11 protein-coding genes and 2 pseudogenes are annotated in these 13,579 nt (G+C 62.6%); 2 read left to right on the top strand and 11 right to left on the bottom strand.

Annotation, left to right across the window (positions count from 1 at the left end; genetic code table 11):
• Positions 1 to 11 precede the first annotated feature (11 nt).
• Positions 12 to 461 (top strand): annotated as a pseudogene (locus tag BST11_RS09800) (ATP-binding protein); the annotation flags it as partial.
• 315 nt (positions 462 to 776) lie between these two features.
• Here BST11_RS09800 and BST11_RS27925 read toward each other — a convergent pair.
• The 4 genes and pseudogenes from BST11_RS27925 to BST11_RS09780 form a co-directional block, all read right to left on the bottom strand.
• Complete coding sequence (locus BST11_RS27925) at positions 777 to 920, bottom strand: HepT-like ribonuclease domain-containing protein (protein ID WP_169834897.1); 144 nt, start codon at positions 918 to 920, stop codon at positions 777 to 779.
• Between the two features lie 82 nt (positions 921 to 1,002).
• Positions 1,003 to 2,287: pseudogene (locus BST11_RS09790) on the bottom strand (IS3 family transposase).
• A 370-nt stretch (positions 2,288 to 2,657) separates the two neighbouring features.
• Positions 2,658 to 3,899 carry a hypothetical protein gene (locus BST11_RS09785; protein WP_142276274.1) on the bottom strand — a complete coding sequence of 414 codons (1,242 nt, stop codon included), beginning with the start codon at positions 3,897 to 3,899 and terminating at the stop codon, positions 2,658 to 2,660.
• A 939-nt stretch (positions 3,900 to 4,838) separates the two neighbouring features.
• On the bottom strand, positions 4,839 to 5,753 hold the full coding sequence (locus BST11_RS09780; RefSeq protein ID WP_244897599.1) for a tyrosine-type recombinase/integrase: 915 nt from the start codon (positions 5,751 to 5,753) through the stop codon (positions 4,839 to 4,841).
• A gap of 162 nt (positions 5,754 to 5,915) precedes the next feature.
• On the opposite strand from BST11_RS09780, the gene BST11_RS09775 reads away from it, so the two are divergent.
• On the top strand, positions 5,916 to 7,148 hold the full coding sequence (locus BST11_RS09775) for a hypothetical protein (RefSeq protein WP_142276273.1): 1,233 nt from the start codon (positions 5,916 to 5,918) through the stop codon (positions 7,146 to 7,148).
• Positions 7,149 to 7,995: 847 nt separating this feature from the next.
• Here BST11_RS09775 and BST11_RS09770 read toward each other — a convergent pair.
• The 7 genes from BST11_RS09770 to BST11_RS09740 all read right to left on the bottom strand — a co-directional run bounded on the left by BST11_RS09770 (position 7,996) and on the right by BST11_RS09740 (position 12,965).
• The gene (locus BST11_RS09770; RefSeq protein ID WP_083137752.1) at positions 7,996 to 8,304 is read right to left on the bottom strand and encodes a type II toxin-antitoxin system PemK/MazF family toxin; all 309 of its coding nucleotides are present in this window, start codon (positions 8,302 to 8,304) and stop codon (positions 7,996 to 7,998) included.
• Positions 8,291 to 8,536, bottom strand: a complete 246-nt coding sequence (locus BST11_RS09765) for a ribbon-helix-helix protein, CopG family (protein WP_142276283.1) — start codon at positions 8,534 to 8,536, stop codon at positions 8,291 to 8,293. Before BST11_RS09765 ends, BST11_RS09770 begins: the two co-directional genes overlap by 14 nt.
• 195 nt (positions 8,537 to 8,731) lie before the next feature.
• Complete coding sequence (locus BST11_RS09760) at positions 8,732 to 9,160, bottom strand: type II toxin-antitoxin system VapC family toxin (RefSeq protein ID WP_083137748.1); 429 nt, start codon at positions 9,158 to 9,160, stop codon at positions 8,732 to 8,734.
• The gene (locus BST11_RS09755) at positions 9,147 to 9,398 is read right to left on the bottom strand and encodes a hypothetical protein (RefSeq protein WP_083137747.1); all 252 of its coding nucleotides are present in this window, start codon (positions 9,396 to 9,398) and stop codon (positions 9,147 to 9,149) included. The genes BST11_RS09760 and BST11_RS09755 overlap by 14 nt, the downstream gene beginning before the upstream one ends.
• Positions 9,399 to 9,703: 305 nt before the next feature.
• Entirely contained in the window at positions 9,704 to 10,921 is a 1,218-nt protein-coding gene (locus BST11_RS09750; protein ID WP_142276272.1) for a hypothetical protein, read from the bottom strand.
• Positions 10,922 to 12,309: 1,388 nt separating this feature from the next.
• Positions 12,310 to 12,705 (bottom strand): type II toxin-antitoxin system VapC family toxin, encoded by a 396-nt coding sequence (locus tag BST11_RS09745; protein WP_083137744.1) that lies wholly within the window; start codon positions 12,703 to 12,705, stop codon positions 12,310 to 12,312.
• Positions 12,702 to 12,965 (bottom strand): antitoxin, encoded by a 264-nt coding sequence (locus BST11_RS09740; RefSeq protein WP_083137743.1) that lies wholly within the window; start codon positions 12,963 to 12,965, stop codon positions 12,702 to 12,704. The genes BST11_RS09745 and BST11_RS09740 overlap by 4 nt, the downstream gene beginning before the upstream one ends.
• Between the last annotated feature and the right edge of the window lie 614 nt (positions 12,966 to 13,579).

The following is a 13,579-nucleotide window of genomic DNA, read 5'->3' as shown; positions in this document are numbered from 1 at the left end:
CGATAACGGCGGGCACTGGCAAGACCCACCTCGCGATCGGGTTGGCGATCAAGTCCGCACAGGCCGGGCACCGAATCGCGTTCGCCACCGCGGTGGACTGGGTCGCCCGGCTCAAAGCCGCCCACAACGCCGGGCGACTACCGGCCGAGCTGGCCAAGCTGCGCCGCATCGGGCTGCTCGTCGTCGACGAGGTCGGCTACATCCCCTTCGAACAGGACGCCGCGAACCTGTTCTTCCAACTGGTCTCCAGCCGCTACGAGCACGCCTCGCTGATCTTGACCTCCAACCTGCCCTTCGCCCGCTGGGGTGACGTGTTCGGAGATCAAGTGGTAGCCGCAGCCATGATCGACCGCATCGTCCACCACGCCGACGTCCTGACCCTCAAAGGCTCCAGCTACCGCCTCAAGGACACCGGAATCGACACCTTGCCCTCCGCCAGAGCCGACAACACGGCACAATAACCACGACCACGTGGCCTACTTTTCACCGTCGCTCCTGGCCTAGTTTTCGACCGTCGTCAACACAAGGAACTCGACGGCGCCGTCGAGGCGTTTCGCACGCGACCCCTCGATGCCGGCCCCTAGCCCCTACACGTTCGTGGCCGCCGACGCCGTGGTTCTCAAACTCGGCGTACACCAGGCCCGTGGACTTGGCCGCGGGCCGTGAGACTGGGATATGACCGACGTCCCGAGGTTGGCAGTGGTGGCGAATACGTCACCTCGCCGATTATGCCTTCACGATGAGGCCCGCGCCGGTGGGCTTAGGCCGTGGATGGCTTACTGGTTGGGACCGGAGTCCTCGTCGGTGATGTCCAGCAGCCCACTCACGGCGGTGTTTAAGGGGTCGAGGTCATTGATGATGACATCTTCGACCACGGCGTGGTCGAGGTTGAAGTATTCATGAACAAAGAAATTGCGCATCGCCGCGATCTGGCGCCAAGCGATCTCGGGCCGTTGGGCGGTGTGACCCGTCCCGGCGCGTCCGGAGACTGCATTAGTTGAATCACCCCGCCTTTGGTGGGGTGCGTTTGTGATGGTAATGGAGCTTCTCGACGGTCTCGGGGGTGAAGTCGTCGAGGTACTCGTGCGGTCGCTCGGTGTTGAACCACACGACCCATTCGGCGGTGGCCAGCTCGACCTGGTTGACGTCACGCCAGGGGCCTTGCCGGCGGATGACTTCGTTCTTGAACGACCCTACGGTGGTCTCGGCCAGTGCGTTGTCCAGGGCGTCGCCGACCGAGCCGACCGAGGGGTCCACGCCTTCGTCGATGAGGCGTTGGGTGAACGCCACCGAGGTGTATTGGCTGCCGGCGTCGCTGTGCGCGATAAGCCCGCGCAGGCTGGTGCCGTCCTGGGTGCGGGGGTGCAGAATGCGTGCTCGACGGCGTCGAGGACCAGATCAGTGGTCATCGACCTGGCCGCCCGCCAGCCCACGATCCGGCGACTGTAGGCGTCGATGACGAACGCCACGTAGACGAACCCCGTCCACATCGCCACATACGTAAAGTCGGCCACCCACAACCGATTTGGCGCCGGGGCGTAGAACCGACGGTCCACCAGATCCGGATACCTGACGTGGTTGTCGTCGGCGATGGTGGTCTTGTGCTTGGACCCGTACCGTGCACCCTCCCACGCCTGTTCGCGCATGATCCGCTCCACCGTGCAGCGGGCGACATCGTGGCCCTGGGCGCGTAGCCAGATCCACAACTTGCGTGACCCCAGCGTCTGGACGAACCGGCCCTTCTTCGTGTCTTCCCGTGCCGCGGTGATGATCTCGACCAGCTCGGCGTCACGGACCTGACGACGTGTCGGGGTCTTGGCGATCCACTCGTAGTAGGTTGACGGGCTGATCGGCACCCCATGCGCGGAGAGCACGGCACACATGGGCTCGACACCCCAGCGCAGCCCGGCCCCGCCGTCGGGGCCGACCACCTGGTGGTCCTTGTGTTCGGCGATGAACCGGATCACCGTCTCCCGGGCCGGTCGAGCTCGGCCCCGAAGAAAATCGCCGCTGCTTTCAAGATCTCATTGGCCCGACGCAGCTCGGCGATCTCCTTGCGCAGCGCCTTGTTCTCCTCGGCCATCTGTGTCGTCACACCGGGACGCTGGCCGGTATCGACTTCCGAGCGCCGGATCCAGGTCCGCAACGTCTCCGGGGTTCCGATCCCCAACATGCCCGCGACCGCGGTGATCGCCGCCCACTGCGACGGGTATTGCGGGCGCACCTCGGCGACCATGCGCACCGCCCGCTCACGAAGCTCGTCGGGGTACTTGCTGACACGTCCCATGACTCAGATCCTCCCAAGATCGGGAGCCTCCGGACGCGCCGGGACGGGTCATTTAGCGTCGCCAACAGCAGTCGCGACGACACGCGAACGGAGCAAACGGTCGGGCCCCCTTCCACAAGAAAGGGGGCCCGACCCACACCACACATGAAGAAATTAGCGCGCATCGTCGCGAGGCCCGTGTCCGGAATCCGGTGTAGATAGGGGGCACGGGCCTCGCCATTAATCGTCAACCTTCTTCGGATGCTCGAACGCCCACACGGGCCCTGCCGAACGTGGCCGCCGATCGCCGACAATCAATTGGCCCCCCTCCCAAAAGAGGGGGGCCAATCACTGAGTGATCAGTTGACGTGGCGGTGAATCGCCACTGCCCTCAGAGCATCTTGAGAATCCACGCGACCCACGACCCGATCTGGGTTGCGATCGTTCCAGCAAGGTTGCCCAGCGTGGACGGAAGGTTCGACAGAACCGATGGGATATTTTGGAGAAGCGAAGTCAGCCCCGCGCTGAGATCATTAACGACGGGACTCAAGGAGGGCCAGCCGTTCACTAGCTGGTTCGCGAACGTCTGGAACGCGGTCGCCAGGCTGCCGCCCCCCACGATGTTCTGTGAGCCTTTGTTGGCGATCAAAGAAGCAAGCGCTCGGGGATAGGACACAAGGAAGTCTTGAACCGGGCTTGCGTTAAAAGTTGTGATGCCACTAGGAGCGGAGCTGATAAGGCCCAAAATGTACCCCGGCTTTGTCGAGAGCCCGTTGAGCATCTGGTTGATGACCGTGCCGGGGATGTTGAGGGCATTCGTCACTCCCCCTATCGGGTCTCCTGACGTGAACGAGTTGTAGACGGCTTGGAGGGCACCACCCAACGCACTCGATCCCGTGGATGGGACCTGAAGGACTCCGGAGGTCACGATCGACGAAAGTCCTGTGGTAAACAGCCAGTTGGTTGCGTCCGTGACGTTCTGCATCATTTGTCCGGGAATCTTCAGAATCGGAAACAGTGGTTCGCCGATCTGGAAGATAGGCTCATAATAGAACGCGCGGTAGAGGCTTGTGACCGCCGTTTGAATGTGTCCGGTGGCCCACGCGTTCATCGCGGCCGCGATGAGCGGCTGGAAGTAAGTGGTCTTATTGGTGCCCGTGAAGTAATTTACCGCGGCCGTGGCGGCGTTTTGAAATGGCTGTATATACTCCGTCGTCCCGTACCCCAAGATGTTCGCCGCGACCTGCTGCGCCAGTGGGAAGGGAATTGCTGAGGCCTGGTTGAAAAGTGTTTGGAGGTTGGTCCCGGCCGCCTGGAAGGTGTTGACCCAGGTTGCGACGGGCAGTGGTAGCGCGGCGGGGTTGATGAAGTCGGTGAGGGCTGCCGCGGGCACCGCAGCCGCAGCCGCTCCGCCGCTCGCCAACGAGGCGAGTTCGTTCTCCACGCCGGAGAACAGGTCCATCATCCCGTTGGCGGCGTCGGTGAGGTTGATCTCGGTCACGCTCACCTCGGGCAGGTGTTGCGCGACATCGAATTTCGGTAGGTGCTGGGTCATCGGGCCGGCGGCGATGACGGCGGCGCTGGCCAGGGCGACTCCGGCCGTGATGTGGGGGCGGCGGGCTGCGAGGTCCACGACCATCTCCTTCGTGTGTGTTTCGGGTATCGAGTGAGCTGAACGTACCTGAGAAGAACCTAAGCCCGTGACCATTTGGTTAAGCATTGCGCGATCGCTTTGGGAAGCGCTATGTTCGCAAACCGTGGAGTTCCCGATACGTGCAGGTAACCTGTTTGACTCATGTTAGATAGCAAATCGAGTTCGTCGCCCAAATAGTTCAGTGTGAAAGTACTCACGAGTAGCAAGGGCTATCGCGTTGTGGTTAACTGATTTTCGCTTGAGATAGGCGCCTGCCTGCTTATATGCCCGAGTTACTCCATTTGCTGCGACAACTCGCCCCGAGCGGTACGTCGCCCCGCGGCTTGCCGCCGCAATAACTCGTCGGGACAAAAGCCTGAAAAAAGGGGCGGCGGGGAAGCGATTCGGTGGTGCCTCGGTCGAAAAAGGGCCCGGTGGCGGACGGGAGATGAGCCGACCGCCCAGCTCCTGAGAAATCCGGAAGAGGTCGGCCTATCCGGGTACTGCTCGTGTGTTGCTCGGGGGCTCGCCGCACGGCGGGGTTGGATCGGTGCAATGCTCGGAAGTTGTTGAGCGGCTGGTTGATTCGTCGGCAGCCGTCGGCAACCGCGATCATCTGCTGGCGCGGCGTTCGTGCGAGTTCGTTTCCGCAAGCTCTTTGTTCACTTCGCCCGACGGCTTTGGCGATAGCGGCGAAACCGATGTTCCTCAGACGCGCGACGGCCTGAGCATGGCTAGAAAAACCGCCGAGGGTGCGCTTCGCGATAACAGCGGCCATATCAATTCTCCGCCTGACCAGGGCGAATCGTTGCGCGCCCGAAAGGGGCGCCTCAGCGGGAACTCAGCGCGCCAGCCTCGATGGGTGGTGCCGAAGCGGCCGTGGCCCGTCGTGCGGGGCGCTGCTCGGGAACTATTCGAGCGGCTTAGTGGTGGGTTGTTTCACAGGTCGCCGAGCCGCAACCGTCGCGTCTCGTTGATGGCCCGTTCAGCGGCGGTGTCTCGGCTGTAACGATCCACCATCTGCCGGGTGCGCCAGCCGGCCACTTGCATCAGGGAGCCCTCACTGCCCCCGGCGGACAAATACCGACTGGCGAAAGTGTGCCGGAGCCTATGTATATGAAAGCCTTCGACGCCGGCCTGTGTGGCGCGCGCCAACAGCGCGTTCCGCAGGCCTGCGTATCCCAACCGAGTCCGGCCGCCCGTTTCTGTCAGCCACAACGCCGGTGTGTCGCTGAGGCGGTGGCGTTGGCGCACGCGCAGGTAGCGGCCAATGGCTGCGCTGGTTTGTGCTTGAAAGGGGACATGACGGCCCCTGCCGCCCTTGCCTTTACGGATTGTGACCACGCGCCTCGCGAGATCGACGTCGTGCACAGTCAGTGCCAGGAGTTCGCCAGCGCGCATCCCGGTCTCCACGAGCAGCCGCAGGCAGGCCTCGTCACGGCGGTCGTGGAGTTCCTCGCCGGCGCACGCCCTGATGATGAGGCGCAGCTCTTCGTCGCTCAGGCGCTCGACGACCTTGGTATCGAGCTTTGGCGGCTTGAGGCCCAGAAAGGGGTTCTGCTCGATCTGCCCCTCATCGACCAGCCATGCGGCGAAGCGGCGGACGGCCTGCTGGCGGCTGCGCGCGGTCGCCGGTTCGGCGCCCGACTCCAGAAGGTGACTGATCCATCGCTGAAGCACCGACCTCGTGAGGGGGGCGGTCATCTGCTCGGCCTCGCACCACGTGAGGTAGTAGCGAGTGCCGCGGAGGTAGGAGTCGATGGTGTAGGGCGCCTTGCGGTCCGCCTGCATCGCCAGCTTCCAACCCGGGAGAAGTGCCACCAGATCCTCAGGTTTGGCGGCCCCAGCAAGCACTTCAAAACGATAATAATTCCGGATTCACTTCAGGCAATTTTTTTGCTGTGAAAACCCGTTACCGCAGCTAATTGCACCATTTTTTTATGCGATTTACTCAACATAATTCTCAGGTACGTTCAGCTCATTCCACCAGCTAGAACACACACGAAGGAGATGGTCGTGGACCTCGCAGCCCGCCGCCCCCACATCACCGCCGGCCTGGCGCTGGCCAGCGCGGCGGTCATCGCCGCCGCCCCGATGACCCAGCACGCACCCCAACTCGACGTCGCCCGGCACCTCCCGCAGGTCAACGTGTCCGAGATCCAGCTGACCGACGCCGCCAGCGGCATGATGGACCTCTTCGCCGGCGTGGAGAACCAGCTCGCCTCACTCGCCGGCGGTGCAGCAGCGGCCGCGCTCCCCGTCGCCTCAACCGGCCTCCCCCTTCCCATCCAGACCTGGGTTGACACCTTCACGACGGCAGGCACCAATATCCAGACGATTTTTAATAGGTGGAGCCAGCTTCCATTCCCCGTGTTGCAGCAAGTCGGGGCAAACTGGCTCGAGGATGCAGGGATCTACGTCGGGGCGTACCAAACGTCAGCGAAGAACGCAGTCAACTTCTTTACCTCGACGCGCCCTGGGAATTTTCAGCCGCTCCTCAACATTGCGCTCAACGATTATGCAGCGGGCAACATATCGGGTGCAATTAGCTCCCTATACAGTGCGTTCTGGGGAAATGCGTTTACGAGCATCGGGATGCCGCTCGAAAACATTCCCAACATCCTCGCCAATGAGGCGCATGTGCTCGACGGCGCGGCCAACTATCTGTTCGGGCCCGCTTCGCCGTTCCTGTCGGGCGCTGGTGTCTATGTCGCGCTTGCTCTGCCCAACGTCATGCAACAGGCTCTGGGCACTAGCCTCCAAGCTGTTTACAGTGGCTGGACCACCGGGGACCCGGTCGGGGCGGTCTCAAACCTGATCAACACCCCGGGCGCAGTGGTGAATGCCTTGGTCAATGGAATCAACGGTAACAATGGCTTGCTTAGTTCATCCCCAACTAAGTTGCTGACTCCGACTGGGCTGTTTAACTGGGCTTTCAACGTGTTGGGTCCGCAGCTCTCGCAGGCGATGGTTGGCCCGGGGGCGGTGCAGGTTGCGAACGGCTCCATAACCAAGGGCTTCACGAACAGCGGCGGTCTTACGACTGCCTTCCAGGGGTTTGTGAATCAGCTGCAAAATGGCTGGCCATCTTTGACTCCTGTGGTCAACGACCTTAGCGCTGGACTGACGCAGGTACTGCAAAGCATCCCCTCGATCGTGTCGAATCTTCCATCGCTGCTGGGGCAGGCCGGCGCATGGTTGACCAGCAACATCGGGTTGCTGATCTCCAACCTTCTCAAGCTCCTCTGAGTCCGGTACAGGTCGCCGATACGAGCCGGTGACCGCCAACGGCGGTCGGCCCCCTCCGTGAGTTATCTGGCGGAGGGGGCCGATTGTTCTCGGTTCGGGCTGGTCAGCAGCGTCCATGCGACTAAACAATGCGTTCAGTTTTTAGCCTGCTGGTCGACTCGGCCTCGGTGTGGTGTACGCGATGGAGTTCAGCGAATTCCGTATCGCGGCGATCTGGCGTTACGGCCTGGCCAGCAGCTGGCCCGTCGACGTTTACCAAGCGTTTCCCAAGATCGCATCCGGCGATCCACCACCACGGCGCTCGGACCGGTCCGCGGTACGCGTCACCTCGTGGACAGAAAGCGCCACTACCGCAGGCGCAAGATCGGTGTCGGCATGCACTGGCGGGGCCAACAGCTCAAGGTTGTCGTAGATGACGTCGAGAGTGCCGAGACGTGATTCGAGATCCGCAGCATCATGACTGAAAACCTACCCGTGATGTGCCTCGAGTCGTCTCACCGGCTCGTCACCGCTACACCGGACCTGCCGCACTGGCTCATCAACATCGCGACTGGCCGGTCATCAGTGCGCCGCTTCTGGTGAGACTCCGCCACAGTCACTCACACGGAAGGAACCAACCAGCGCGGGGCTCATTGTGCGCGGGGCCTCATTGTGATGGTGTTATCGGCGAGCTGGGGTATTCGCCACCACTGCCACGTCTGGGCGTTTGTCATGGCCCAGCTTCATAGCCGTCTCAACGGCGTGCCAGTTGCTGCTCACAGAGCCCTATCGATATCTCCTGTGTTGGCGAGGCGGCTCGTCGGTGTTGGTGTCGGATCGGGGCCGATCACGATTGGTGTTGGCGGGCCTAGCACCCGGTGCTGGCCCGCAGTATGCGGCAGGCTTGGTGGAGACGCGCCGGGGACAATCGGGTGATCTTGCGGCGAAACGCGCTGCGCGCCAACGTGTGCACGTTATCGAAGTTGACTACGCAGTCGGAGGGCACGCCGTCGTCGGCCACGGTGAGCCCCAGCTCGGACACCAGCCCACGGCGGGTTCGGGTGAGCGCGGCGACCACCACAGCGCCGATACGATCGGCGACGGGATCTCTGGTCAATACGAGCACCGGTCGGTCCCCGCCTGGGGTGGCGGCGAACCACAGCTCACCGCGCCGCATCGGCCCAGTCGGCCCAGTCCTCGGCGGGCCCCCACTCGGCGATCTGAGCCAGCACCTGTTCCTCATCGGTGACGGGCTGCGCGGCGTAGGCGTGCAGGTCCTGATCAGCCGCCAGCTCGGCGAGGCGGCGTCGCAAGGCATCACGAAGGAGCTCAGAACGGTCGACATGAAGCCGCTGCGCCCACCGGTCAACTTCGGCGATATCGGCGTCATCGACCCGGAAACTGATCATCGTCATACAGCGATACTACTGTGTATGACATTAGGTGCTTACGTTGGCCGGTGCGGCCCGTCACGTCCTGCATTGGGCGATCCTCGCGGGCGGGCAAACGTCCCAAACGCTTCGTGGGATCTACGCGACCGCGTCGATCACAGCTCTCCGCGATGCGCGCTGGTGCTGCTGGCGCATCGGCACAACATCAGTTGGTCAGTCGAAGGGCAAACGCCAGCGCAGGCCCGGGAACCGGGCGATAGCGCGGTCGGTGGTGATCCAGGTTGCGCCGTTTTCGATGGCTAGTGCGGCGTGGTAGGCGTCGGGGACCGTGTTGGCCTTGGCCCCGGCCGCGGTGCATAGGGAGTCGAAGATGTCCCAATGCCGTGGCCCTGGCCGTAACGCGAGCGCAGCCGGTGCCGAGCGCAGAGCGCGGCAGGCCTCGAGCGCCTGGGCGGTGGAGCTGGGTTGGCGAAAGACGCGATGATTGGTGATCAACCGGATGACACCCGAGAGGACCAGCTCGCTGATCCCGACCGGCTCATCACCCACCAACACATGCTCCACCCACGCCCGGTAGGCGTCATGGTCGACACTGTCAGCGCGGATCGCATAAACACACACATTGACATCAAGGACCAGCATTGTCGCCCACGATGTCGGCGAGGGCTTCCTTGTCCTCCAAATCGACACCGGCCTGAAGCCCTCCGTTGCCGTGGGCCGGCAACCGAAACTGACCGAGACCACGGTGGGTGGTGGTGTCGCGGTGCAGCAGCGCGCGTAACGCGTCGTCGAGCACCGCGCCCAGCGATCGTGACGTTCGAGCGGCCACCACCTTCGCCTCGGCCAAGAGGTGCGCGTCGATGTTCACCGTCGTCCGCATCGCCTCATCATAGCATCACCTCGCCGCATCATGATGCACAGTGAGGGTGCCCCCCGACCGCAGTGAGCGTCTGAGCAGCCCTGACCGCGACACGGCCTCGGGTTGGCGTCGGCCCCATGGAGAGATCTTCCCGTCACCAGGAGCACACAGGCATCATCGGCGCTGCAGTGAGGTCGTTGCGTGGCGGGGCGGGGTGAACGCGCCCATCTCGGACAACTCGGCACAAACCGATTGGCCCCCTTCGTGTGAAGGGGGCCAATCGCCGTTGTCGATCGCCTGCCGTGTCCGGCAAGACTGCACCTGTTTTAGAGCAGCTTGAGCAGGTTGGCGATGATTAGCCCGATGTGAGAGGCGAGGCTTCCGATCGCACCGCTCAACAACGTCGGCAAGTTCGAAACTACCGACGGGATTTGCTGCAACCAAGCGGTCAACTCGTTGGTGGTCGTGTTGATCACAGGAGTCAAGTCCGGCCAGCCGGTCGTCAGTGCATTGACCAGCTGCTGGCCAGAAACGGCCAGACTGCCGCCGGTCGAGAGGTTCTGGGCATTCGGCGCAACCATCTGCCCGGCAAGCGCTTGAGGGATGATGTTCGCGAACGTGTTCAGGAGCCCACGATTCGTAGACAGAATACCATAACTCACGTTATTCGAGTTGATTACGGCATTCGCAAGCTCACCGGGAAAGTCGGCCGCATAACCGAGCATCGCAGGTAGGTTCCCGGCATTGTACGCATTCGAAATGTTTTGAAGCGTAGTGCCTATAGGCACGAAAGGCTGAGTACCCATCCCCACAGCCAATAGTCCAAGTGTCGTCAGAGAACTTGGGGTAACCCCGTCGGCCGGTATGCCCACCAATCCATTGACGAGATTCGTAAAGTTCTGCGGTATCTGAGGTATAAAAGTCAGGGTCTTCTCCAGCGGCAGAAGTACAGGCTGTTCTAACCCCCCGAGAAATGCATTATAGACGCCGTTTTTCGCAGCGATCATATTGCCGCTAAGGTAGCCACTCCACGCTGATTTAAGGTAGCCCCAGAAGGACACATTGGTGGTCGTGCCAAAGTATTTTGCGGCGCCGATCGCGGCGGTGTGGTACGGGGTGATGTAGTCAATTCCGTACTGCGCCCAGTTGGCGAGCATTTGCCGCGCGATGGGGAACGGGTCAGTCTGCCACGAGCTTAAGACGGTTTGCAGGTTTGTGCCCGCGTTCTGGAACACGTTGACCCACGTCGCCACGGGCAGCGGTAGCGTGGCGGGGTTCAAGAAGTCGGTGAGGGCGGCCGCGGGCACGGCGGCCGCGCTAGCCCCGCCGGCCAGCGAGGCCAGCTGGTCCTCCACGCCGGCGAACAGGTCCATCATCGGGCTGGCGGCGTCGGTGAGGTTGATCTCGGTCACGCTCACCTTCGGGAGATAGTGGGCGGCGTCGAGTTTCGGTAGGTGCTGGGTCATCGGGCCGGCGGCGATGACGGCGGCGCTGGCCAAAGCGATGCCGGCGCTGATGTGGGGGCGGCGGGCTGCGAGGTCCACGACCATCTCCTTTGCGTGAGTGTTTCGGGTGTCGAGTGAGCTGAACGTACCTGAGAAATACCGGGGTAATAAGCGCCATTCATCAATCGTTGCGACGTGTGCGCTTCTACAAATAGTGTGCACCCCACGAGAAACCATTTTGGATAATCTGATCCACCAATCGTTCCCGGTTTTCTGTGCCCCGCGGCGCACCCACCGATCGCGTGCGTTCCACCCTTCACAGCGTTTCCGCTTCAAGAATTTTTGCTCACGAGCAGTCTGGCCCCGCGCCCACCGGCGCGGCTCAGACGACGAGGGGCCCGATCACCGGATCGCGCCATGGGTGCTCTCCTAAAGATGTTGTAGCGCAATGTATGTGAGCGTCGTGCCTGCCCAGGACCATGGCGCATAAGGGGCGCGTGCCATCCCGGCGGCCCGCGACGACCTACACACGACGTCGCACCCCCTGTGCGATAACGCTGAGACGAGAAATACCCGCACAAGAAGCACCCCTCACGCACTGTGGTAGGGCGCGCTCCGTCGCATCGGGCAACCACCGGGAAATAGGCCGACTATCTTCGCCTACACGTCGTCAATATTCACCGACAGCCCGGTTCACCGCGACGAATCCCGCAATTATCGACCGCGTTATCGATTCGCGTTCCCGCGCCACCCGCCGTTACACATATTGCGTTTAGGCGATGGTTTGCCGAGCACGAATACGCCAGCATTATTCACCCCAGCACACAGCAACACCGACAACCGGGTCCAGGGCCAGTCCGACGCTGTCGCGTCGGGTTACCAATGGCCCACAGGCACCTCCCAATGCCTGTCGACCCATGTGCACACGCCACGACGCACGGCCACACCCTGGGCAGCCACCCCTCACAGGAACGGGGCCAATCGTTGACCAAGTGCTTAGGGACCAACGCCTCGATCATGGGCGCCGAGCCACAAGTCCACCAAGGGACGCATCGTTTCACCCGTGACTCATCGGGTTAGTGACCAATTGACGCGTCGGCCGTCATGTCCGCGATCGGTGATGATCGCCTGCAGCAGCTCACCGAAGTCTTGCTGCCCGGCCGCGACGGCATCGAACCCTGCTGAAGTGGCGTGCCCGATAGCAGCGCATCGCTTGGCAGCCACGCAGACGCCGACGGTGCGCCCAGACACCGCCACCGGGTCACCAGCGGCTCGTGGGGCGTCGTCTCTACGAGCGCCGGCAACCGCCCCGAATGCGGCCGATTGTTCTCGAGGCGGTGTGAAGCGGCGTGTCGATTGGCGAGTCCGTGGTCGTCGCGCGGGACGGTCAACACATGGCTGGCTACCAGTAGCGGCGGGCAACGGTCGATTCGATCACGGCCGCTGCACCCGGCCGGCCACCGGTGGTGTGCCGGTGTCGGTGTCGTTCAGGTCAGTCGGTTGATCCCCGGGTAACTGTCGAAGCCCCGGTCAAAGCTCATCAGTTCAGTGATGTTATGGCGATCCATGATCGCGACGTGCAGCGCATCGCGGGCAGACAAGTCCGGATAGCGCAACAGGGTGTCCTTGGCGTGCTCGACGTCGGTGCGTGCGACCGACAACACGTCGTCGACCACCCCGAGGACGGCATCGAAGGCGGGCTGGATCGCCTCACGCCGGTTGATCGCGACGTAGCGGTGACAGATTTCCTGCAAGACTTCGGCATCGGTGACCAGTCGCTGGCCGGTGGCCAGGGTGGACTCGAGCAGACGCTGCGCGTCGAGCTTGTGCGGGTGTGGAGCACCCACCAGATACATGGGAATGTTGGAATCGACGAAGATCACCGCGATGTTTCCGGCAGCGCGGCTTGTCCGCGATCGATCTCGTCAAGCATCTGCTCAATATCGGCGGTCGGGAACTCATGGTGCACAGCTGTGCGGATGGTGCGCAACTTGGTGTCGAGATCGCCACCGGGTTCGCGTTCCCGCGCTTCGCGCAGTGTGCGGCGAACCCACTCCGAGACGGTGGTGCGGTGCCGGCGTGCGATCTGGTGCAGCTGCTCCCATTCGTCGAAATCAAGCACAACCTGCAGTCGTTTACTCATAGCATGAGGATAACCTACTCATGCAGGAGTATCATAAGGACCTGCGGATCGGGAATCACGCGTGAGCGTAGGCACGTGAGTACGCCGCCGAGGCGCCTCATGTGCTCAATCGGAGCCGCTGACTACGACGACAGCGAAATCCGCGACGCAAAGTGTGGGGCGTTTACGCATGGATCTGCGGTTGCCAGGTGGCCCTCGGTCCGGCGTTGGGCACCCGACGCGACAGCGCGGGTCGGACTGGCTCTGGACCCACGGCCCCGGCGGGGGTTGTCGGGTGTTGCTGCGTGATGGCGCGAATAATGGCGGCGTATTCATGGTCGGCAAACCCTTGCCGAAACGCAATATGTGTCACGGTGCGTGGCGCGAAACGCGAATCGATAACGCGGTCGACAATCGCGAATGATTTGCGGTCAAACCCGGCGGCCCACCGAATTGCGACGGGTCGTGGGCACAGCGTGTTCAGGCTATTTTAGGGTGGTTACCCGGGGTGGTGGCTGCCGTTGCTGTGCATTTGATGACCGGGTGCTGAGCCCGCGGATATTTCTGTTCTGGGTTTATCACACAGACACGCCTTCGGGAGTAGGTCGTCATGGGTCGCCGAGACGGGCCGTACC

Source organism: Mycobacterium alsense, assembly GCF_002086635.1.
GTDB lineage: Bacteria > Actinomycetota > Actinomycetes > Mycobacteriales > Mycobacteriaceae > Mycobacterium > Mycobacterium alsense.
Note: the sequence above shows the minus strand (reverse complement) of the source record. Positions and strands in the feature narration are given on the sequence as shown.

What these genes read in the sequence shown, in the direction of transcription:
- BST11_RS27925 (WP_169834897.1), bottom strand. Translation starts at nt 920, where the DNA reads ATGCGCAATTTCTTTGTTCATGAATACTTCAACCTCGACCACGCCGTG.
- BST11_RS09770 (WP_083137752.1), bottom strand. Translation starts at nt 8,304, where the DNA reads ATGCGGCGCGGTGAGCTGTGGTTCGCCGCCACCCCAGGCGGGGACCGA.
- BST11_RS09765 (WP_142276283.1), bottom strand. Translation starts at nt 8,536, where the DNA reads ATGATCAGTTTCCGGGTCGATGACGCCGATATCGCCGAAGTTGACCGG.
- BST11_RS09760 (WP_083137748.1), bottom strand. Translation starts at nt 9,160, where the DNA reads ATGCTGGTCCTTGATGTCAATGTGTGTGTTTATGCGATCCGCGCTGAC.
- BST11_RS09755 (WP_083137747.1), bottom strand. Translation starts at nt 9,398, where the DNA reads ATGCGGACGACGGTGAACATCGACGCGCACCTCTTGGCCGAGGCGAAG.
- BST11_RS09740 (WP_083137743.1), bottom strand. Translation starts at nt 12,965, where the DNA reads ATGAGTAAACGACTGCAGGTTGTGCTTGATTTCGACGAATGGGAGCAG.